This window comes from Flavobacterium sp. FG68 (assembly GCF_057808895.1).
Map to the genome: position 1 here is coordinate 41,265 of NZ_JBMDIY010000026.1, position 23,878 is coordinate 65,142.

General features: G+C 33.5%; 14 protein-coding genes. 12 read left to right on the plus strand and 2 right to left on the minus strand.

Annotated features, from left to right (window positions below):
• Positions 1 to 7 precede the first annotated feature (7 nt).
• Positions 8 to 1,693, minus strand: a complete 1,686-nt coding sequence (locus ACODSB_RS16425; RefSeq protein ID WP_488937838.1) for a PAS domain-containing sensor histidine kinase — start codon at positions 1,691 to 1,693, stop codon at positions 8 to 10.
• A gap of 705 nt (positions 1,694 to 2,398) precedes the next feature.
• Between ACODSB_RS16425 and ACODSB_RS16430 the strand changes: the two genes are divergently transcribed.
• Positions 2,399 to 2,959: a hypothetical protein gene (locus ACODSB_RS16430; protein ID WP_488937839.1), complete on the plus strand. Its 561-nt coding sequence runs from the start codon at positions 2,399 to 2,401 to the stop codon at positions 2,957 to 2,959.
• On the plus strand, positions 2,901 to 3,293 hold the full coding sequence (locus ACODSB_RS16435) for a hypothetical protein (RefSeq protein ID WP_488937840.1): 393 nt from the start codon (positions 2,901 to 2,903) through the stop codon (positions 3,291 to 3,293). The genes ACODSB_RS16430 and ACODSB_RS16435 overlap by 59 nt, the downstream gene beginning before the upstream one ends.
• Before the next feature lie 168 nt (positions 3,294 to 3,461).
• Here ACODSB_RS16435 and mnmE read toward each other — a convergent pair whose 3' ends face one another.
• Positions 3,462 to 4,862 carry a tRNA uridine-5-carboxymethylaminomethyl(34) synthesis GTPase MnmE gene (gene mnmE / locus ACODSB_RS16440; protein ID WP_488937841.1) on the minus strand — a complete coding sequence of 467 codons (1,401 nt, stop codon included), beginning with the start codon at positions 4,860 to 4,862 and terminating at the stop codon, positions 3,462 to 3,464.
• A gap of 183 nt (positions 4,863 to 5,045) precedes the next feature.
• On the opposite strand from mnmE, the gene ACODSB_RS16445 reads away from it, so the two are divergent.
• From ACODSB_RS16445 to ACODSB_RS16490, 10 genes are all read left to right on the plus strand, one after another.
• Positions 5,046 to 5,879 (plus strand): universal stress protein, encoded by an 834-nt coding sequence (locus ACODSB_RS16445; protein ID WP_053472669.1) that lies wholly within the window; start codon positions 5,046 to 5,048, stop codon positions 5,877 to 5,879.
• Between the two features lie 70 nt (positions 5,880 to 5,949).
• Positions 5,950 to 7,722 (plus strand): MutS-related protein, encoded by a 1,773-nt coding sequence (locus tag ACODSB_RS16450; RefSeq protein WP_488937842.1) that lies wholly within the window; start codon positions 5,950 to 5,952, stop codon positions 7,720 to 7,722.
• Positions 7,723 to 8,238: 516 nt separating this feature from the next.
• Entirely contained in the window at positions 8,239 to 9,249 is a 1,011-nt protein-coding gene (locus tag ACODSB_RS16455) for a LacI family DNA-binding transcriptional regulator (RefSeq protein ID WP_180860568.1), read from the plus strand.
• A 284-nt stretch (positions 9,250 to 9,533) separates the two neighbouring features.
• Positions 9,534 to 12,626 carry a SusC/RagA family TonB-linked outer membrane protein gene (locus ACODSB_RS16460; protein ID WP_488937843.1) on the plus strand — a complete coding sequence of 1,031 codons (3,093 nt, stop codon included), beginning with the start codon at positions 9,534 to 9,536 and terminating at the stop codon, positions 12,624 to 12,626.
• A gap of 11 nt (positions 12,627 to 12,637) precedes the next feature.
• Positions 12,638 to 14,152: a SusD/RagB family nutrient-binding outer membrane lipoprotein gene (locus ACODSB_RS16465; protein WP_256635033.1), complete on the plus strand. Its 1,515-nt coding sequence runs from the start codon at positions 12,638 to 12,640 to the stop codon at positions 14,150 to 14,152.
• Between the two features lie 447 nt (positions 14,153 to 14,599).
• Entirely contained in the window at positions 14,600 to 16,588 is a 1,989-nt protein-coding gene (locus ACODSB_RS16470) for a beta-mannosidase (RefSeq protein WP_488937844.1), read from the plus strand.
• 173 nt (positions 16,589 to 16,761) lie between these two features.
• Positions 16,762 to 19,041, plus strand: coding sequence for a GH92 family glycosyl hydrolase (locus tag ACODSB_RS16475; RefSeq protein ID WP_488937845.1), 2,280 nt, complete (start codon positions 16,762 to 16,764; stop codon positions 19,039 to 19,041).
• Positions 19,042 to 19,191: 150 nt separating this feature from the next.
• On the plus strand, positions 19,192 to 21,471 hold the full coding sequence (locus tag ACODSB_RS16480) for a GH92 family glycosyl hydrolase (RefSeq protein ID WP_488937846.1): 2,280 nt from the start codon (positions 19,192 to 19,194) through the stop codon (positions 21,469 to 21,471).
• Between the two features lie 5 nt (positions 21,472 to 21,476).
• The gene (locus tag ACODSB_RS16485) at positions 21,477 to 22,940 is read left to right on the plus strand and encodes a glycoside hydrolase family 125 protein (protein ID WP_488937847.1); all 1,464 of its coding nucleotides are present in this window, start codon (positions 21,477 to 21,479) and stop codon (positions 22,938 to 22,940) included.
• 25 nt (positions 22,941 to 22,965) lie between these two features.
• Positions 22,966 to 23,865: an ROK family protein gene (locus tag ACODSB_RS16490; RefSeq protein ID WP_488937848.1), complete on the plus strand. Its 900-nt coding sequence runs from the start codon at positions 22,966 to 22,968 to the stop codon at positions 23,863 to 23,865.
• Positions 23,866 to 23,878 lie beyond the last annotated feature (13 nt).

A 23,878-nucleotide genomic window follows, 5' to 3' on the forward strand; every position in this document is an offset into this window, starting at 1 on the left:
TTAATGTTTAATATTTAATATTTGGCAGGCTAAAGTAAAAATTGGCACCTGCATCAAGTTTTGATTCTGCCCACACTGTTCCCGAATGGCGGTTGACTATTTTTTGTACGATAGCCAGTCCAATACCCGTTCCTGCAAATTCATCTTGTGAATGCAGACGCTGGAAAACGCCAAACAATTTATCGTAATAGGCCATGTCGAATCCTGCGCCCCAGTCTTTTACACTGTAAATAATTTTATCCTTTTCAAAGGTTGATGTAATTTTAATCCTGATTTCTGGTTTATATTTGGAATATTTAATGGCATTAGAGATTAAGTTGATCCAAACTTGTTTAATTAACGACGGATCTCCATTTGAATGAGCAAGCTCTTCAATTTCAAATATGGGGATATTTTCACCTTTTTCAACAGTTATTTCACTTATAACTGCGTTTACAAGTGCCAGCATATTTATATTGGCAGAAGACACTTCTTTACGGCCTAATTTGCTAAAAGCAAGTAAATCGTCTATTAATATTCCCATCTTATTAGAATTATTAATTATAGCTTGTATGATTTTTTTTCCATCATCATCTATTGAATCAGCATGATCCTCTATCAGGATTTGTGTATAACCATTTATCGCCCGGATTGGAGCACGTAAATCATGCGAAACAGAATAAGAGAATGATCCCAGTTCTTCCTGAGCTTTTCTTAGCTCGTCATTAGCCAGTGTAAGTTCACTGCTTCGTTTTTCCTGATAAGCAAGTTCCTTGTTTTTAACAATCAATTCTGCCGCCCTTTTTAACTTTTCCAATTTTCTTTTTTCTTTCAGAATCTTTTCAGAAGCAAGTTTCTGATTGGCTATTATAAGTTCAGCAGCACGTTTTTCTTTTTCTCTGCTTTGAATAGCCAGTTCTTTATTAGCATCAATTAACTCATTTGCCCGTTTTTCTTTTTGTTCATTCTGAAATTTTAATTCTTTATTTGCGATAATTAATTCTGCAGCCCGATTTTCTTTCTCTTTATTTTGAAAAGCAAGTTCTTTATTAGCAATAATTAATTCAGATGATCTTTTTTCTTTTTCCTCTGCCTGAACGGCCAATTGTAAAAACTGCGTTTTTGCAAGTGTTATATCGGTCGCTATTTTAAGGATTTTATACGGTTTTGACTCTGTATTAAAAATAGGATTATAACTGCCTAAAAACCATATTAGCCGGCCATTTTTCGCCGTCAGGATAAATTCGTCCTTTTGGTAAATACCCTTTTTTAGATCGTTCCAGAAAAACTGATATGCATTTGATTTTGAATAGGAGGAATCAACTAAAAGACTGTGGTGTTTTCCCAGTAAATCTTTTGCAGTGTATCCCATAATTTTCAGGAAATTTTTATTGGCAGTCAAAATATTGCCCTCCATATCAAATTCTACAGCTGCATTTGTGGTGTTAATAGCATTGGTTAAATTTAGTAAATACTGCTCTTTTGCATGAAGCTGTTCTTTAAGCTCAAAGATTTGAGTTTCTATTTGTTTTTTTTGAAATGCAGTTTCCCCCCTGTCAATAGCAGTATGGATTGTTTTTTTTGACTTCCTGATTTTCTGAAACGGGTTTTCTTCTGTAAAATGGTCTTTATTGTCTGGATGGTTTCCTTTTTGAAGGACTTCTTTATGGGAAAGGACAATTTCCTTATTACCATTTTTTTCTTTAATGCTCATATAAAGCGATGTTTTGTTTGAAAAATAATGGCAGTAATTTGCTGGAAAAGCACCTATATTTTAATAATTATCTGGATTAGTGGTCTTGAATTATAAATGAAGTAATTTGATATTAAACGAATGTAAGTAAATAAAACGGTTATACAATTAATTATCTTAATATACAGCTATAAAAAGGTGTTATTAAAATGTAGAAATACTTTGAGAATCATTGACTTCTTCAGTTTACAAAAAAATTAAATAAGCATTTATAATAAATTAGTCAGTATATATACTAAAGAAAATTACAGCAGGTTAACAATACTTTTGATAAATGAGCCGTGACTATTTTGGATAAATAGTAAATTCAAATTTTCTAAAATTAGATGATTTAAATTAAAGAATTTTAATGATTGCGGGATTAATCCTCGTGTTTCATTTTTTTTTAAAAGACCAATTCTTTTTAGTATTTTTGTATTAATATTCTGATATTCAGGAATTTGATTTATTTTTATCAGATTCATTTTTTACTAGCAGCCTTTCGCTATATAGGAATTCTTCCTTTAAAATTTAACAGCCTTTTTCATATATACCCTAATCTATAAGTTTAAAAACTTTTACGGGCAAAAATAAATTGATTTTCAAGAGAACTTTGCACCTTCAAATCTAGATGTTTGAATTTTAAAGACTTAAGAAAATAATTAAACATATAATAATTAAAAGGTTATGAAAAATAGATTACTCCCTTTATTTGTTGTTTTGGCTACCTTTTCGGCCCGTTCTCAGGTTGGTATTGGAACTAAAACACCAAGTACATCAGCCCAATTAGAGGTCACGACTAAAGATGGCAGCTATGAGGATAAATATGGTAAAAGTACCAAAGGTATTTTGATTCCTAGGGTTACTTTAGTTAAAACAACGGAATTTGGTCCGATAGAAGGTGATCCAACTAAAAGTAATAGTTTACTGGTTTTTAATATTAAGGAACAGAATGATGTTACACCAGGTTATTACTACTGGTATGTTGACAGATGGATGCGATTAGCAGTTTCTGGTGAAGCTGGTTCAGGAACTGGCAAAGATGGAAAAGTTGGTGTTAAGGAAGGTACTGTGCCTCCAGGTGTAAAAGGAACACCAACATATCCTGGTGATGATATCAATATTTATACTGATACAACATCGGGAATTGTGTATGTTCAGACATCAACTGGAACATGGACGCCAATTAATGGTAAAAGCGGTAAAGATGGTATTAGTGGAGGAAATGGAGCGCCAGGAAAAAGATAATAAAAAAGAATTTTTAAAAATGTTTAAGAGAAAGTTCAAAGATAATTTTGAATTTTATCAGGACTCTTTTTCATTATGCAATGAAAGTAAATTGACCGATTATCAACGATGTATATTTGTTGTTTATAACCAGACAGAGTTAATGGATTTTTTCAAATTGGAAAAAGAAGGAATAAATGTGATGCTTTTTTTATCTAATAAATACCTGCATGATTGTATCTCTTTTTTTGACGATACCACAAACTTAAAATTGATAGACGCTTCAAAATCCAGAACAGAAATTTTAGATGATTTAAAATCCTATTTTTATAGTTCAAGAATTGCTGAAAGTTGATGTAAAGCTGTGATTAAATATAGTATTTCCTCGATAAATATAACGAAAAAGAGATACAAATTTATTCAAAGAATAGTCTGGAAATTGAATTAAAAAAAACGAGTTAAGTTATTGATAAATAATACTTAACTCGTTTTTTTTGTTTTTATATTGTGATATTTTGCTTCTCTATTTGCCGATGCAGAAATTAGCAAAAATATTCCCGAGCAATTCATCATTTGAAACCTGACCTGTAATAAGCCCGAATTGATATAAAGCCTCACGAATATCAAGCGCAATTAAGTCACTTGAAAGATTGGTTTCAAGACCAAATTTTACTTTTTGGATTTCATCTAAAGCTTTTAATAAAGAATCGTAATGTCTTGTATTTGTGACAATAGTTTCGTTGTTTCTTAAAGCTCCGGTATTTACAAAAGATAGTAATTTGTCTTTCAATTCCTCAACGCCAATTTTTTCTTTGGCAGAGATTTTTAAAAGTGTTAATTCCAGAGTTTCCAGTTTTTTATTGATCAAATCAATTTCATTTTCAGTCAATAAGTCAACTTTATTTATAACAACCAAAATTGGTTTTAGAGGATATTTATTTTTAACTTTTTCAATTTCGACAATATAGTCAGAACCTGAAACCTGAAATTTGAAACCATCAAACAAGAAGATTACAACTTGTGCCTGTTCAATTTTTTCAAAAGTTTTTTTGATTCCAATGCTTTCTACAACATCTTTAGTTTCACGGATTCCGGCCGTATCGATAAATCTAAAACCAACTCCGCCAATAACTAATTCATCTTCAATAGTATCACGTGTTGTTCCGGCAATGTCAGAAACAATGGCGCGTTCTTCGTTTAATAAAGCATTCAATAAAGTCGATTTACCCACATTTGGTTCACCCACAATGGCAACAGGGATTCCGTTTTTAATAACATTTCCAACAGCAAACGAATCAATTAAACGTTTTAAAACAAATTCAATACGATTTAATAACTCATGAAACTGCGTTCTGTCTGCAAATTCTACATCTTCTTCAGCAAAGTCTAATTCCAATTCAATTAAAGAAGCAAAATTCAAAAGTTCTTCACGTAATTTGGCAATTTCATTGCTGAAACCGCCGCGCATTTGCTGCATGGCAATTTGGTGAGAAGCTTCATTATCAGACGAAATTAAATCGGCAACAGCTTCTGCCTGCGATAAATCCAGTTTTCCGTTTAAGAAAGCTCTTAACGTAAATTCTCCGGCATCAGCCATTCTGCAGCCTTTTCGCAATAATAACTGAATAATTTGCTGTTGAATATAAGTAGATCCGTGACATGAAATTTCAATCGTATCTTCGCCTGTATACGAGTTTGGTCCTTTAAAAACAGAAACTAAAACTTCATCAAGTGTTTTTTCATTGTCCATAATATGACCCAAATGCAGCGTATGTGTTTTTTGCTTTGTTAAGTCTTTGTTTTTTATGGATTTAAAAACAGAATTTCCTATTGAAATAGCTTCAGCGCCCGAAATACGAATGATAGCAATAGCTCCGGCTCCGGATGGAGTTGCTAATGCTACTATAGAATCTTGATTTATCATGGTACAAAGGTAAGAAAAAAGCAGAAAATTCTAAAGCCTTAATCACAGGTTAGTTATCCTGTTTAAACGTTGAAAACGGTAATTATTTAAGAAATCATTAACTGTTAAATTCCTGATAATTATCAGGTTGTTTTGGATTTAGAATGATTAAATTTGAGTAACAAACCTATAATCTGAAATAAAATGAAAAAGATATTATTCCCTACCGATTTTTCTGAAGCAGCTACAAATGCGTTTGTACATGCTTTAGAATTTGCAAAAGTTGTAAAAGCCGAACTTATTTTATTGCATACATTTGAGATTCCGGTTTATGACAGCCAGTTTTTTCCAGAAAATTATGCATCGATATACAGTTCAATAGAATTGGCAAAATTTGAAATGTTTAAGGATGAAATTCCAAAACTTCGTGCAATTGCAGCCGAACGTAATCTTGATAACATTGTAATTAAACACCGACTGATGGACGGTGACTTGGTTTATAACCTGAAAAATGCGGTTGAAGAAGATGAAATTGATTTTGTAATAATGGGAACCACAGGCGTTTCTGACTGGACAAAATTCTTTACCGGATCAAATACAAATTCGGTAATTTCGGAAGTAAAAGTTCCGGTTTTATGTGTTCCTATTGATGCAAAATTCAAGAAAATTAAAACTATTGGTTTTACGACAAAATATCGTGAAAAAGATAAAGCTGAACTTAGAAAAGTACTTAAAATAGCTAAAAAAACAGATGCAAAAGTAAAAAGCCTTTATGTTAGATCTTCAAGTACAGATGTGACTGATATGACTATTAAAGAATGGCAGACTGAATTTGCTAATGAAAATGTAGAGTTCCTGGTGTTGCCAAGCGACGAAGTAAAAGAAACAATTCTTGATTTTGTACTTTTTAAAGACATCGATATCCTAACTACAATTAAGCATAAACGATCTTTCCTTGAATCTATTTTTGATTCAGGTTTTAGTCAGAAAATCACAAAAGAAGTTTCTATTCCAGTATTGATAATGCATGAGAATTAAAATTCTACTTTAAATGAATAGCTTTTTTGTAAGTGTAAAACCTATATTTGTATTTCATTAAATTTTAAAAATGGAAATATATTTAAGCAAGGTCGAACATTATTCAAAAGTCTTTAATCAAACCAGCAAAAGGTACAACAGCATAAGTCTTCTGCGACTTTTAAGCATATTTTTTTGTTTGTTTATGTTATTTTATTACATCAAAACTAATGAAATAGGGTATGCCGTAACTGCTTTTTTATCTTTTGCCGGTTTTCTTTTTTTAATGCGAATTCATTCGAAATTGTCTTTTAAAAGAGAATTGACAAAAGCTATTTTAAAAATTAATGAAGATGAAATATCGTATTTAAAAAGAGAAAAACTTCCCTTTGAAAACGGAATTGAATTCATCGATTTTCATCATCCTTATGCTTATGATCTGGATATTTTTGGAGAACATTCCTTATTTCAAAATTTAAACAGAACGGCTGTTTTTATTGGTAAAAAGACATTAGCAGAGAAGTTGTTAAGCTTATCATCGAATGAAATAATTCTTGAAAATCAGGAAGCAATAAATGAATTAAAAACGAAGATAGACTGGCGTCAGGATTTTGAAGCTCTTGCCATTGTCAGTACTGACAGTAAAAGTGCTTATGACTCATTAATTCATTGGATTTCATTTAAAAATAATTCTTTATCTAAAGTTTTAATTTCACTTTCAATTATCCTTCCGGCATTATTTTTTGGTTTTGTAATTGCTTATTTTATTACTTCAAAAGCAATACTTTTATCTTACGCGACTTATATTTTTATTTTCAATTTGATTGTTTTAGGAAGATCATTAAAACGAATTCAATCTGAAATTGCCAAAGCAGATAATATTGATAAAACAATTAAACATTATAGTTTATTAGTTCAAAAAATAGAATTAGAAAAATTTGAATCTAAAAAACTAATTGCATTACAAAAACAATTGGTTTCTAAAAATGCATCAGCGAGTTCTCATTTAAAACAATTATCAGAGTTGTTCTCGAGAATGGATACGATAAGCAATTTTGTTACGGCGATTGTTTTTAACGGATCATTTTTATTTAATCTGCATGTTTTAAAAGCGCTTTTAAAATGGAAAGAAGATTATGCGCATGAACTGGAGAACTGGATTAATATTATTGGAGAATTTGAAGCCTTAAATAGTTTTGCAAATTTAGCGTTCAACAATGCAGATTTTGTTTTTCCGGAAATCAATTCTGAATATAAAATTGGATTTGAAAATTTAGGTCATCCGTTATTAAATCCAGCGACCAGAGTAGGGAATGATACTCATTTTTATCCGGAATCTTTTATGATTTTAACCGGATCTAATATGTCCGGAAAAAGTACTTTTTTAAGAAGTTTAGGAATCAATATGGTTCTTGGCGGAATTGGTTCAGTTGTTTGTGCCTCAAAAGCTAACATTCACCCACTTCCAGTTTTAGTTTCAATGCGATTATCTGATTCTTTGGCGGACAGTGAATCATATTTCTTTGCAGAAATTAAGCGTTTAAAACAAATTATGGATGCCCTGGAAGAAGGCCCTGCTTTTGTTTTATTAGATGAGATTTTAAGAGGAACAAACTCTGATGATAAACGTAACGGAACTATTGAAGTGGTTAAAAAAGTAATTGCAAAAAAAGCAATTGGAGCCATAGCAACACACGATATCGAAGTCTGCTTAACAACTAACGAATATCCTCAAACTTTAACGAATCAATGTTTTGAAGTCGAAATTCAAAATAATGAACTTCATTTTGATTATAAACTCCGCAGCGGAATCTGTAAAAATAAAAGCGCGACTTTTTTAATGCAGAAGATGGGAGTTATATGATTTTAGATTTTAGAATATAGATTTTAGATTTTAGATTCGAGCTGAATGTTTTTTAACGCAAAGCACGCTAAGTTTTTTTTGCAATAGTTTGTATTTACAATATGAAAAGTTCGCAAAGGTTTGTACTCACCAAGCTTTGCGAACTTTTTTTATAAAATTTTATATGCAAAAAACTTAGCGTGCTTTGCGTTAAAACTAGACATTAAATTTTTGTTTCAAATTTTGAAATAATAGTTAAATTAACATAAATCCAAGATGATTTTTTTTCAAAATAGGATCAAAAAATAACTTAGAAACACATCAAAAGCTTATCAAATTATCACATTTACTATTAAAAATGTTATTATAGTCAAAATGGAAATAAGTGAGTAAAATACCGTGATTACTGATAATTCTGTTTTATTTTGGGAGAAAAAAATCATTTTTTTGAAAATAAATTTTACTAAAACGATTTTGTTGGTTTCGTTTGCTATATTTGCCATGTACTAAAATAGTCAAGAATATAAATAATACCTGATGAAAAAGATTACAATTAAAGATATTGCTAAACAGGCAGAGGTATCTATTTCTACAGTATCTTTTGTTATCAATGGTAAAGGAGAGAAAATGGCGATAAGTCCGCCGGTAATAAAAAAAGTTCAGGAGGTTGCTCAAAAACTTCAGTATAAACCAAGCATGATTGCGAGCAGTTTGCGAACTGGAAAAACAAGATCAATTGGACTTATTGTTGAAGATATAGCCAACCAGTTTTTTGCAGATTTAGCAAGAGTAATTGAAGATGAAGCAAAAAATATAGACTACAGGGTTTTTTATTGCAGTACAGGTGATGATAATGATCGATCTGAAGAATTAGTACAGAGTTTATTGCAGGCAAATGTTGAAGGATTTATTATTACACCAACAAAAAATTTAGAGCGAACCATTGGTATGCTTTTAAAAATGCAAAAACCGGTGGTATTAATTGACAGATATTTTGCCAATCAAAAAGTAAGTCACGTCGCAATGGATAATTATGAAGGTTCTTATTCTGCTGTTAAGTATTTAATTGAAAAAGGCCGAAAAAACATAGCCGTTGTAAATATTAAAACTGGAATGATCCAGATGAAATTACGCGAAAAAGGATATATAGAAGCTCTAAAAGAAGAAGGAATTTATAATGAAAATTTTACGCTGCATTTAGAGTATCAGGTAAGTGAAAAAAGCAGGATTGATTCTATTACAAAATTTTTTAAAGAAAATCCTGAGATTGATGCTGTATTGTTTTTATCTAACTATTTGGGACTTGCCGGGCTTCAGGCCTGCAGAATTTTAAATTATAAAATTCCGGAAGATATTGCTGTAATAAGTTTTGATGATCATGACAGTTTCGAACTCCATACGCCAATGATTTCAGTAATTGCTCAGCCTATTGAAGAAATAGCCGTAAAATCAATACAATTGCTGATGAGCCAAATGACAAATTATGAAGATTTTAAAATAGAAAAAGTTCTCAAAAAAGGAAAATTGATTATTAGGGAATCAGTTTAAGAGAAAAAGTAAAAATAAGAAGAAGACTATTTTTTTAGTCATTTCACTAAATCGATTTAGTTAAAACATCCCTTGAATTTACTGGTATTAACGCCATATTTAAGAAGTTGTTTTTTAAAGAAAAAACCATAAGATAACGCGTTTTTTGAATATTCACCGTATTGTCTGAAAGATTATATATCCACAATTAAGTTCAAAATTTTATTAATTATTTAAACAAACACAAAACAAACAAACACAAACGAACAAAACAAAATCCAAAACCCAAACCAAAAAAAATGCTTATGAAACGAATATTAGCAGTGTTGGCAATCGTATTGTTGGGCAGCTTAAGTGCTGCGGCTCAAAACCGATTAATAACAGGCATAGTAACAGATGCAGAGAACAAAGGAATTGTTGCCGCATCAATCGAGGTTCAAGGAAAACCATTTAGTGCAATTACAGACGCCGAAGGGCGATTTAGAATGAATGTTCCTGAAGGTAAAGTTACCCTAAACATATCTTCAATAGGATTTGAGTCAAAGTCAGTAGTACTTCAGGAAAATGAAACAAGAGCTGCTGTTACCTTAACAGAAACTACACAAGAACTTAAGGATGTTGTAGTTACTTCTTTTGGAGTGAAAAAACAAAAGAAAAGTCTGGGTTACGCCGTAGGGGAACTTAAAGGCGAAGACCTGACAAAAAATAAAGAAATTAACTTAGGAAATGCTTTGCAAGGTAAAATTGCAGGGGTAAACGTTTCTGCTCCGGTTACAGGACCTTCTGGTTCAAGCCGTGTTGTTATTCGTGGAGCAACTTCTGCATCTGGGCTTAACCAGCCGTTGTATGTTGTAGACGGAATTCCAATTGACAATACGCAGCAAGGAAATGCAGGAATGTGGGGAGGTGCCGACAAGGGTGATGGTATGTCTTCTTTCAATCCAGATGATATTGCTTCGATGTCAGTATTAAAAGGTAGTGCCGCTTCTGCTCTTTATGGGTACAGAGGATCAAATGGTGTTATCTTAATTACTACTAAAAAAGGTAAAAACGGAACTGGAATTGGAGTTGATTTCAATACAAACTCAACTTTTAATACACCAGCAAGTCTTTTAAACTGGCAGGATCAATATGGTGCTGGAGCTCCAAATGCAAGCGGCGTTCCAACAAGATTTACAAATCTGCAGGAACTTAGAGACTCATACTATTTTGCATGGGGTGATAAATATGACGGAACACCTTCTCTTGGTTTAGACGGTAAAACCAGACCATACCAGGCATACGGGAAAGATAATGTTGAAAATTTCTACAGAACCGGGTATTCTTTCAGTAATACTTTAGCACTTTCTGGAGGAAATGAAACAACTAATTTCAGATTGTCTTTCGGAAATACTAAAGATGAATCTATCATGCCGGGAACTACTTTTGGCAGAAACAACGTGGCTTTGAGTTTAAATTCTTCTCCAAATAAAAGTATCAGCATTGAAAGCAATGCACAATATATTTCTGAGAAAAGTCATAACAGACCTTATTTGAATGACTCACCAAGAAACCCGTCTTTCCCAACTACTTTCATGACCCCAGGTTCTGATATTAGATGGTTAAGCAATCCATATGATGCAAACGGAGGTGAAGAAGATTTCTTAGGAGCTAACGTATACCATACAAACCCTTATTTTGCAACAAAATCACCATTAAATGATGACCTTAGAAAACGTTTTATTGGTTCTGCAAAAGTAACGTACAATATTACGGATAAGATTTATGCGAAAGGTGTACTTGGAATTGATGATATCAACTACGAATACACTGAAATTGAACCAACTGGAATTAACTACAGTCCAGGCGGATCTATCGAAAACAGAATCGAAACCCGTTCTGAGGTAAATGCTTCAGGTTTCTTAGGATACAAAGGTAATATTGTTAAAAACCTTTCTTTAGATGCTTTCATTGGTGCAAACCGTCAACACAACAGATACAGCGGTATTAAAATGAAAGGAAACAACTTTATTGTTCCATTCGAATATTTCTACGGAAATACACAGCCGGACAAAACTGAAAAATTATTCTCTGAAAGTGAAGTAAACTCTCTTTTTTACTCTGCTGATATTGGATACAAAGATTTCTTATATGTAAGTTTAACAGGTCGTGAGGATTGGTTCTCAACTTTAGATCCTAAAAACAACAGTACATTTTATCCTTCTGTAAGTTCAAGTTTTATTTACTCAGAAGTTATAGGTCTTCCTGAATGGATTTCTTATGGTAAGTTCAGAGCAGGCTGGGGTAACGTTGGAGGTGCATTGCCAGAAGCTTATGCTTTAGCATTGACTTATACTACGCCAGATGGACAAACAGATTCTTTAGGACAGCCAATTTTAGGTGTTAACGGAGAAACAATTCCAAACAGAACTTTGAAACCTTACAATGTAAGTACAATCGAATTTGGTTTTGAAAATACATTCTTCAATAACAGAGTAAGTACAGATTTGACTTTCTACCACAAGAAAACAACAAATGATATTACAGATGCTGACGTTTCTCAGGCTTCTGGTTACAGAACTACTAAAATCAACGTTGGAGAAATCCTGAACAAAGGGGTGGAGTTTGCTATTAATGTAAAAGCAGTAAAAACACCAAGTTTTGCCTGGAGTGTAGGTTATAATTTTGCTTATAATGATAGTGAAGTTATCAGCCTTTCTGATAAAATTACAACAAAATCATTAGAAGGAAACAGAGACGGTAGAGCTAACGTAGTTTTAGAAAAAGGACAGCCTTTTGGAGTTATTAAAGCGTATGATTATTTAAGAGATGCAAGCGGAAATATTGTACTTGATACAAACGGTAAATTTATGAGAGGAGATTTGATCATTGCCGGACAAGGTGTTGCGCCAACTTCCATGGGACTTTCAAATGATTTCTCTTATAAAAACTTTACACTTTCGGTTTTTGTTGATGCTAAATTTGGTGGAGAAATCTATTCTGCTACAAACCAGTTAGGAGCTCGTTACGGATTATCTGAAATCACACTTCCAGGTCGTGAAGGCGGTGTAGCAGTAAGCGGAAGAGACGTAAACGGAAATGCGGTTAACACAACGGTTTCTGCATACGATTACTGGAGAAGTTATAGTGATGTAACATCAAACTTTGTATACGATGCTGACTTTGTGAAACTAAGAGCGATTTCTTTTGCTTACAATTTCCCAAAAATGTTTTTACAAAAAACACCATTCCAGTCTGTTAGTTTAGCATTTTCTGCTCATAATTTATGGACAATTTATGACAAAGTGCCAAATATTGATCCAGAGTCAAACTATTCTAATAGTAATGCACAAGGTATGGAGAGAGCTTCAATGCCATTGACAAGAAATTATGGTTTTTCTCTTAATGTCAAATTCTAATACTAATAAAAATGAAAAATAGATATATAAAAATATTTTGTGTCGCAATTGTTAGTGCATTGACATTAGCTTCGTGCGATAAAGGATTCGAAGAAATGAATAAGAATCCAAATGCTTTAACAGATCCGGCTGTAAAATCAATGTTTACACTTGCAGAGATTTATGTTGACGGACAGGATTTTTCTAATACCAGAGGAAATAACTTATACGCAGCACAAATTGTACAGCAGTTTTCTTCCCTTGGAGGACCAGGTTCTAAATACACGTATTCTTCGGAATATTCAGCGGCTCTTTTTGGAGAAACATACGGAAAAGGATTAAATCAGATTTTCCAGTTATTATCTGTAATAGATAATACTCCTGAAAATTCAAACATGATTCAGGCTTGTAGAATCATGAAAGTTTTCTTGTTCCAAAAATTGACAGATACGTATGGTGAAGTTCCTTATTTCGAAGCTGGAAAAGGATATAACGGAAACGTTTTTTCTCCAAAATACGACACGCAGGAAGCTATCTACAATGATCTTTTAAAAGAATTAGATGAAGCCGGAACTGCACTTGATGCAACAAAACCTTTTGTGGGCAATGCAGATTTGTATTACCAAAGTGATGTTGCAAGATGGAAAAAATTAGCAAACTCTTTAATGCTGAGAGTTGCAATGCGTTTGTCTAAAGTAAATCCTGCGAAAGCAAAAGAATATGTAGAAAAAGCATACTCAAAAGGAGTTTTTACTTCAAATGATGATAGTTTAGTTTTGAAACATGATGCAGGTCCTGCAGGGGTTAAAACAAATCCAATAACTTCTTCATGGGTTAGAAATGACTTAAACGGAGGAGAATCAAACATCAAATTCAGTAAAACATTCATCGATTTGTTGAAAAATACAAACGATCCGCGTTTAAGAATTTATGCAAAACTTGAAGCAACAGGAGATAACAATCCTGCAAATCAGCAAGGTTTGGCTAATGATGCAAAAGAATTTCCTGGAGGAGACAAAAAACTTTTCTCAGATCCTAATACATCAACAGTATTACGTTTAGACGCACCTACATTAATTATGTCTTATGCAGAAGTTCAATTTATATTGGCAGAAGCTTCAGTAAAAGGATGGAATGTTGGCGGATCTGCACAGACTTATTATGAAAACGGAGTAAGAGCTGCCATGAATATTTTAACGATTTTTGGAGATAAAGTACCTGCAGTTACACCAGCAGAATACAACACTTATATCACAACGTATCCTTTTAAAACTGCTGGAACAGATGCACAAAAAATCGAGCAGATTATTACACAAAAATGGATTGTTTTATTATTCAATGGTTTTGAAGCTTTTTCAGAATACAGAAGAACTGGTTACCCAGTATTAGTTCCGGTTAATGATCCAACAGGAGATACTAAGGGAACTATTCCAAGAAGATTAATTTATGATCAGTCAGAGCTTGTAACAAACGCGGCTAATTATAGAGAAGCAATTCAACGTCAAGGTTTAGATTTAATGACCACTAGAATCTGGTGGGATAAATAATTTTTAAATTGGTTGGTTAGTTAAAATAAGTCGGGTACTGAGCATGCCCGGCTTATTTTTAAATCTCTTTATAAATGTGCCCATAACAATCCGTATTAAATGAGTTTGATTTATTGATTTAAATACCTTTTTTTTCGCAAAAGCAAAGAGTGCTCTGCTGAAAAAGATGGGATTATCTTCAAAAAATAAAAAAATCTCACAACAATACAGATGTTTAAAGTTCATTGATAATCAGAATTAAAAACAACATAAATCAAATTAAAAGCATACATAAGGCAGTAGTAAAAGAAAATATTTCCAGTTGTTTTTTTGAGTTAATAACGAAAAATAAATTCTGAGGAGAAGGAATAACTTTAGTACGTTCAATTCCTTCTCTAAGCTGCCAAATGATTAAATTGTTATACCTTTTTTAGTACTTTTAAAAGGTATAAATAGTATTAGAATAAAATGAATTTTCAAACAAAACTTCTTTGGATAATCTTCGTTTGTCTTTCAAATTTTTCATTGGCAGCTTTCGCTCAAAATGTTGATTTGAAGAACAATTGGAGTTATCGGGAAGAAAAAACACAAAAGTGGTTTCCAGCGACAGTTCCGGGAGAAATCCATACCGATTTACTCAACAATAAATTAATTCCGGACCCATTTTACAGGGACAACGAAAAAAAGTTATTGTGGATAGAACGTAAAAACTGGGAATATAAAACCACATTTAAGGCAACAGCAGCAATGCTGAAAAAGAAAAATACAGAATTGGTTTTTGACGGATTAGATACGTATGCATCTGTATATTTAAATAATCAGCTGGTTTTAAAAGCCGATAATATGTTTCGTCAATGGCGTGTTGATGTTAAAAAAGTACTCAAATCTGGTGATAATAATTTAGTTATAGTATTTCAATCGGCACAAAATGTTGTTGATTCACTCGCTAAAAAAGATCTGCCTTTTAAAATTCCGGACAGTCCGCGTGCTTATGTTCGCAAAGCGCAGTACCATTTTGGATGGGATTGGGGACCAAAATTTACAACTTCCGGAATTTGGAAAACGCCAAGACTTGAAGCTTACGACGAAAAAACTCCAGAGAAACCATACGTTCTTAATCGTAAAATAGAATTAATACAAGAACCGGATAGTCTTGGCCGATCTTTTTATTTTAAAATAGACGGAAAACCGGTTTATATAAAAGGTGCTAATTATATTCCGTCAGATGCATTTCTTTCTCGCGTAACCAAAAAAGAATACGAAAAAGTAATTTTATCTGCCAAAGATGCCAATATGAATATGCTTCGTGTTTGGGGCGGCGGAATTTATGAAGAGGATTATTTTTATGATTTATGCGATAAATACGGTATTAATGTCTGGCAGGATTTTATGTTTGCCGGCACAATGGTTCCCGGCGATAAAGCATTTTTTGATAATGTGAAAGAAGAAGTGCAGTATCAGGTAAAACGTCTGCGTCATCATCCAAGTATCGTTTTGTGGTGCGGCAATAACGAATCTGACGAAGCCTTTAAAAACTGGGGATGGATGAGAAGTATGAAATTGTCAAAACAAGATTCAACCCGTTTGTGGCACGATTACGTTCGTTTATTTCATGATAGTATTCCAAAATGGGTCAAAGAAGTCGATGATAAACGTCCGTACTTAAGTTCTTCACCTTTACATCATTGGTCGAAACAAAAAAGTATTACCGAAGGCGACAGTCATTATTGGGGCTTATGGTGGGGATTAGAAGATATTGAAGCGACACAGAAAAAAACAGGACGATTTGTGAGTGAATACGGAATGTTGTCTATGCCGAATTATTCTTCTACAGAAAAATTCACATTGCCGGAAGACCGACGTTTATATTCAGATGTAATAAAAGCGCATCAAAAATCTGGCAAAGGATTTATAAAACTGAATTCGTATTTGAACCGATATTTTATCGATTCAACCAAAATAAAAAAGATGAATGTGGAAGATTATACGTACCTGACACAATGTTTACAGTATTATACAATAAAAAATATCGTAGGTATTCATCGGTCTAAAGCGCCCTATAATATGGGAACTTTAGTCTGGCAGTTAAACGACTGCTGGCCCGTTGCAAGCTGGAGCATAACGGATTATGATAACCGACAGCCAAGAGCGGCCTGGTATGCCATTCGGGAAGCGTACAGAGATGATAAAACGCCAGAAATCGATCTTACACGCCCAATAGATTTAAAATTAGAAGACCCGAAAATAAGCTGGCAGATAAAAGGAAATAAAGTTATTTTAAAAGCCCAAAAGCAAGCAAAATATGTTTACATTTCCATCAAAGGATATACAGGAAAATGGAGTGATAATTATATAGATTTAGCCGCCGGAGAAGAGAAAATAATTTCATTTGAAGGAAAAATTGTTAATCCGGAGATTAAGGTTTTCTCATTATATGAGGTTTTAAAGAGGTACTAAGATGCTAAGTTGCTAAGAAGTGACAAAGGTTCAAAGGCTCAAAGCGACAAAGGTTTTCCGTAGAGACGCACAGCAGTGCGTCTAACACAAAGAAATTAAAAAACATTTGCGTCAATCTGTTTAATCCGTTTCATCAGTGGGCTAAAACAATACGCAATCAAAAATAAAAATAAATGAGAATAATATTTAGCAGCTTTTTAGCTTTAAGCCTATTTTTTGCAAATCCAGCAATATCACAGCATAAAAAGAGAAAACAAACAAAACAACTAAAACAAACAGATATAAATTACACACAATATGTAAATCCGTTGATAGGTTCTGCGGGTCACGGTCACGTATTTGTTGGTGCAAATGTTCCGTTTGGAGCTGTACAGTTAGGGCCCGTAAATGTTTTTGAAGGCTGGGATTGGTGCAGCGGATACAATTATGCGAGTAACACAATTTTAGGTTTTACACACACTCATTTAAGCGGAACCGGAATTGGCGATTTAAATGATATTTTGCTTTTACCGGTATCTGGAAAAGTAGCACTTACCAAAGGGACAAAAGAAGACATGACAACTGGTTATGGCTCTTATTTCTCCCATAATAATGAAATTGTAAAACCTGGATATTACAGCGTTTTATTAGATAAATACAACATTAAAGCAGAATTAACAGCGAGCGAAAGAGTAGGTTTTCATAAATACACTTTCAACTCAGATGATGATGCTCATATTTTAATTGATCTTGCTGACGGAATTGGCTGGGACAGACCCGTAAAAACTTTTATAAGAAAAGTTGATGAAACTAAAATTGAAGGCTACCGTTATTCAGCAGGCTGGGCAGCAGATCAGCGTATTTATTTTTCCATGGAATTTTCTGAACCAATTGCAAATCTTACTTTATACGACAGTACGGCTGTAGTAAGAGGTCATGGAGGTGAAGGTTTAAAAATGAAAGCAGTATTAGATTTTGCTGCCTTAAAAAACAAACAAGTTCTGGTAAAAGTTGGAATATCTCCGGTAAGTTCAGAGAATGCTGCAGCGAATATTAAAGCCGAAATTCCGAATTGGGATTTCGATAAAACAGCAAAAGAAGCCAATTCAAAATGGAATAAAGAGCTTAATAAAATTCAGATAAAAGGAGACGAAAAAACAATGAAAGTTTTCTATACTTCTTTGTATCACACCATGTTTGCGCCATCTATTTTCAATGATGCCAACGGAGATTATCTCGGAACAGATAAAAAAGTCTACGAAAAAGCAAATTTTACAAACTACACTACTTTTTCACTTTGGGATACATATCGCGGTTTACATCCTTTATACACCATTACACAGCCGGAAAAAATTAATGATATTGTTAAATCATTTTTGGCAATTTATCAGCAGCAGGGAAGGTTACCGGTTTGGCATTTAATGGGCAACGAAACCAATACAATGAACGGAAATCATTCAATTGCTGTTATTGTAGATGCTTACTTAAAAGGATACCGTGATTATGATACTGAATTAGCTTACGAAGCCATCAAAAAAACAGCCATGCAAACCCGCGACGGAATGGATTATGTTCAGAAATTAGAATATATCCCAGCCGATAAAATGTTGGAATCTGTTGGAAATGCACTTGAATATGCAATCGATGATTACTGCATTGCACAAATGGCAAAAGCTTTAAATAAAACAGAAGATTACGCTTATTTCACGAAAAGAGCCAATTTATACAAACTTTATTTCGATAAAGAAACCACTTTCATGAGAGGTAAATTAACCAATGGAAAATGGAGAACGCCATTTAATCCGCTTTCATCAGCACACCGAAAAGATGATTATGTAGAAGGAAATGCGTGGCAGTATACATGGTTGGTTCCTCAGGATCCGTATGGTTTAATCGATTTGTTTGGAAGTGAAGAAAGCTTTTTAAACAAACTGGATGCTCTGTTTTTAATAACCGATAAAGTAGAAGGAGAAGATGTTTCACCAGATATCAGCGGTTTAATAGGGCAGTACGCTCATGGAAATGAACCCAATCATCATATTCCGTATTTGTATGCTTTTGCAGGACAGCCTTGGAAAACAGCAAAATTAATCCGTGAAATAGATGATAAATTTTACTCAACAAAACCAGACGGATTATGCGGTAACGAAGATTTAGGCCAAATGTCGGCTTGGTATGTTTTATCTTCAATGGGATTTTATTCTGTAAATCCTGCAAACGGAATTTACGTTTTAGGAAGCCCGTTAGTAAATACAGCAGTTATAAATTATAAAAAAGGAATTTCATTTAAAATAAATGCAATTGATAACAGTGCAGATAATATTTACATTCAAAGAGCAGAGTATAACGGACAACCATATACAAAATCATATATCACACAAGAAATGATAGCGCAAGGCGGAGAATTGAAATTATATATGGGAAGTAAGCCTTCCTTGACATTTGGAGTAAAAAGAGAAAACAGACCTAATTGATTTTAGATTTTAGAGTGTAGATTTTAGATTTAAGAATAGGATCGTTCAGTTTCCTGCAAGGTTTTAAAAACCTTGTAGGTATAAAATTAAAGTTCAGTATAAAGCCTATAGCCTACAGCTTAAAGCGTATAGCATAAAAAAGTAAAAACTATGAAAATAAAAAGTTTAATTTTTTTTGGATTAATACAGTATTGCATTTCTGTAAATGCACAAGTTAAAGAACCCGTAGAGTATGTAAACCCATTAATGGGAACACAGTCGCTGCATAATCTTTCAAACGGAAATACCTATCCCGCAATCTGCAGACCGTGGGGAATGAATTTCTGGACACCGCAAACCGGAAAAATGGGCGACGGATGGGCGTATACGTATACCGCAGAAAAAATAAGAGGATTTAAGCAAACGCACCAGCCTTCACCGTGGATGAACGATTACGGACAATTTTCGATTATGCCTGTTACTGGTAAATTGGCTTTCGCCGAAGAGGAAAGAGCGAGTTGGTTCAGTCATAAAGCAGAAGTTTCAAAACCGTATTATTACAGCGTTTATCTGGCAGATTATGATGTAACAACAGAAATTACAACTACAGAACGAGCAGCACATTTTCAAATTACATTTCCTGAAAACGAAAAATCTTCAATTGTAATTGATGCATTCGACAAAGGATCTTATATCAAAATAATTCCATCAGAAAATAAAATTATTGGTTATACAACCCGTAACAGCGGCGGAGTTCCTCAAAACTTCAAAAACTATTTTGTTTTAGTGTTTGATAAACCATTTGCAACAAATTATGCTTGTATTGATAGAGTTTTGATTAAAGACAAATTAGAAGCAACTGGACTTCATACAGGCGCAATAGTGGAATTTAAAACCAAAAAAGGAGAGAAAGTTAACGTAAAAGTAGCTTCCTCTTTTATAAGTCCTGAACAGGCTGAACTAACTTTAAAGAACGAATTAGGTTCAGCATCTTTTGAAGAAACTCTAGCACAATCTAAAAACGAATGGAATAAAGTTTTAGGAAAAATTATGGTTGAAGATACAAACGAAGATCAATTAAAAACTTTTTATTCTTGTTTATACCGCACCGTTTGTTTTCCGCAAAAACAATATGAAATAAATAAAGAAGGCCAAATTGTGCATTACAGCCCGTATAACGGAAAAGTTTTACCGGGATATATGTATGCAGGAACAGGCTTTTGGGATACATTTCGTGCCTTATATCCTTTGCTAAATTTAGTTTACCCTTCTATAAATAAAGAAATGCAGGAAGGTTTGATAAACGATTATAAAGAAGGCGGATTTTTACCGGAATGGTCAAGTCCGGGCTTTAGAAATGTTATGGTGGGGAATAATTCTGCCTCTGTAGTTTCTGATGCTTACATGAAAGGATTACGCGGTTATGACATTAATACTTTATACGAAGCGTTGCAACACGGAGCCAATAACGAAGGCCCGCTGGAAGCCGTAGGCAGAAAAGGGGTGCAGTATTACAATACTTTAGGTTACGTTCCTTATGATGTTGAGATTAATGAAAATGCAGCCAGAACGCTTGAATATGCTTATGATGACTTTGCAATCTGGAAATTAGCCAAAGCTTTAGATCGTCCTAAAAAAGAAATCAATCTGCTTGAAAAGCGAATGATGAATTATAAAAAGTTATTTAATCCCTCTATCGGATTAATGAGCGGACGTAATAAAGACGGCAGTTTTCCACCAAATTTTAATCCGTTTAAATGGGGAGATGCTTTTACAGAAGGAAACAGCTGGCATTACAGCTGGAGTGTGTTTCATGACATTCAAGGTTTAATTGATTTAATGGGCGGAGAGAAAAAATTTAGTGCAAAATTAGACGCTGTATTTACAACGCCTCCGGTTTTTGACGATACTTATTATGGTTCTGTTATTCATGAAATTAGAGAAATGCAAATCATGAATATGGGGCAGTATGCACACGGAAATCAGCCAATTCAGCATATGATTTATTTATACAATTATGCAGGTGAGCCTTGGAAAACGCAATATTGGTCAAGAGAAGTAATGAACCGTTTGTATAAGCCAACTCCTGATGGATATTGCGGCGATGAAGATAACGGACAGACTTCTGCCTGGTATATTTTTTCTGCAATGGGATTTTATCCGGTTTGTCCGGCAACAGAAGAATACGTTTTGGGCGCACCATTATTTAAGAAAACAACTTTACAGCTTGAAAATGGAAAACAGCTTATTCTAAATGCCCCAAATAATTCAGATGTAAGCAAATATGTAAATGAATTGAAATGGGATAATTCATCTTATACTAAAAACTATATCAATCATTTTGATGTATTAAAAGGCGGAGAATTGAATTTTGATATGACAAGTTCTCCAAATTTAAAAAGAGGTACAACATCAGAGGCGTATCCATATTCTTATTCAACTTCAAAGTAAAATTTATGCAGTCACGTAGAAAATTTATAAAAAATACAGGAATCTTTTCCGCAGGATTATTAGCACTTCAAACCGATGTATTTGGACTTAATTCAGATACATTTCAGTTTCCTTTAAAAGATTTTATCAGCCAAAGACCTCCGCTTGCCGAAAGAAAATTTACAAGTAAAGCAGTCGAAGCGGCAATTGTGAGAATCAAAAAACAAATAGCAAACCCGGAATTGGCATGGTTATTTGAAAACTGTTTTCCAAATACATTAGACACTACAGTCGATTTTGAAATCATTGACGGAAAACCTGATACTTATGTAATTACAGGAGATATTGATGCAATGTGGCTGCGTGACAGTACAGCGCAGATTTGGCCTTATATTCCATTTGTAAAAGAAGATCCAAAACTAGCCGAATTGGTAAAAGGAGTAATCAACCGTCAGGCGAAATGTATTTTACTTGATCCTTATGCGAATGCTTTTTATAAAGATTTTACGAAAGAAAGCGAATGGAAAAATGACCTTACTAAAATGCAGCCCGGAATTCACGAAAGAAAATGGGAAATTGATAGTTTGTGTTACCCAGTTCGATTAGCTCACGGATATTGGAAAGAAACCGGAGATATCAGTTTGTTTGATGCTAAATGGAAAGAAGCGATGCTTTTGATTCTGCAGACTTTTAAAGAACAACAAAGACTGGACGGAAAAGGCGGCCCGTATAGTTTTCAGCGTCAAACGGCCTGGGCTACAGACGGAGTCCCGTTAGGCGGTTATGGATATCCGGTAAAACCTTGCGGATTAATTGTTTCTACTTTTAGACCAAGTGACGACAGTACTTTGTTTGGGTATTTGATTCCAAGCAATATGTTTGCGATTGAAATATTAGGTTATTTAATAGAGATTTTCTCTTTACCGGCTTTAAAAGACAATGATTTGGTTGCCAAAGCTACAGAGTTAAGAGATCAGGTTCAAAAAGGTTTAAAAGAAAACGGAATTATAGAACATCCAAAATTCGGAAAAATCATTGCTTTTGAAGTAAACGGATTCGGCAGTTTCCATATGATGGATGATGCCAATGTTCCTTCATTATTATCACTTCCTTATTTGGGTGCAATTGCTCCAAACGACCCTTTATATCTAAATACTCGTAAAGTTGTGCTTTCAGAAAACAATCCGTTTTTCTATAAAGGAAAAGCCGGAGAAGGAATTGGCGGCCCGCATACGGGAGTAGATACTATTTGGCCAATGAGTATTGTTTTGAGAGCGATTACAAGTGTAGACGAAAATGAAATTAAAACATGCATCAGCAATTTGATTAAAACAAATGCCGATACCGGATTTATGCATGAATCTTTTCATAAAGACGATGTAAACAAATTTACCCGTAAATGGTTTGCATGGGCAAATACACTATTTGGAGAAATGATTGTACATACGAGTATTCATTATCCTCAAATTTTAAAAGATAAAAATATCTAGTATTAAAAAAGTTAAACGATTAAAAATGAATACATCATATGCCATAGGGCTAGATATAGGAGGAACACATATTACCGCAGCAGTTATCAATAAAACAGAAATGAAAGTGATGGAACTTTCATTATATAAAGAATCGTTTGACTCTAATTTACCTGTAAATCAAGTAATAGCTATTTGGAAAAAAGTCATTAATACAGCAATTGAAAATTCAAAAGTTGAAAATATTACAGGAATTGCCGTTTGTATGCCCGGCCCATTTGATTATGAAAAAGGCATTTGCTGGATTAAAGATCAATCTAAATACGAACATTTCTATGGATTAAATGTCAGAGATTTGCTTTTAGAAAGTCTTAATTTTTCAAATGATTTTCCGGTGCTTTTTGAAAATGATGCAGTTTGTTTTGGAAAAGGTGAAGTTTTTAAGCAGCAGGAAAATCTTTCTAAAAAAGTAATGGCAGTTACTTTAGGTACAGGTTTAGGAGCTTGTTTTATTGATAAACGAGTATCAATAAGTACAGGAAATCAGGTACCAACAGATGGAGAGATATACAATTTGGAGTATAAAGAAGGTATTGCCGAAGATTATGTTTCTGTGAGAGGCCTTTTATCTCATTATAAAACGTTAAGTGGTTTTTCGCTTAAAAATGGTTTAGAACTTTATGATTTAGCTAAAAATGGAGATCAGCAAGCTGTAAAAGTATTTGAAACAATGGGAGAAGATTTGGCTGAAGTTGCAATTCCGTGGATAAAGAATTTTTCAGCAGAGCATATTATCATTGGTGGAAAAATTGCCAATGCGAGTGATTTATTTCTGTCTTCATTTAATAAAAGCATAAAAAAATCAGGTTTAGAAATACAGGTTTCCATTTCTACAGATAATGAAATTGCGGCCTTATTAGGCGCAGTAAGCTTTCTTCGCGATTAGATTAAAAACAAAA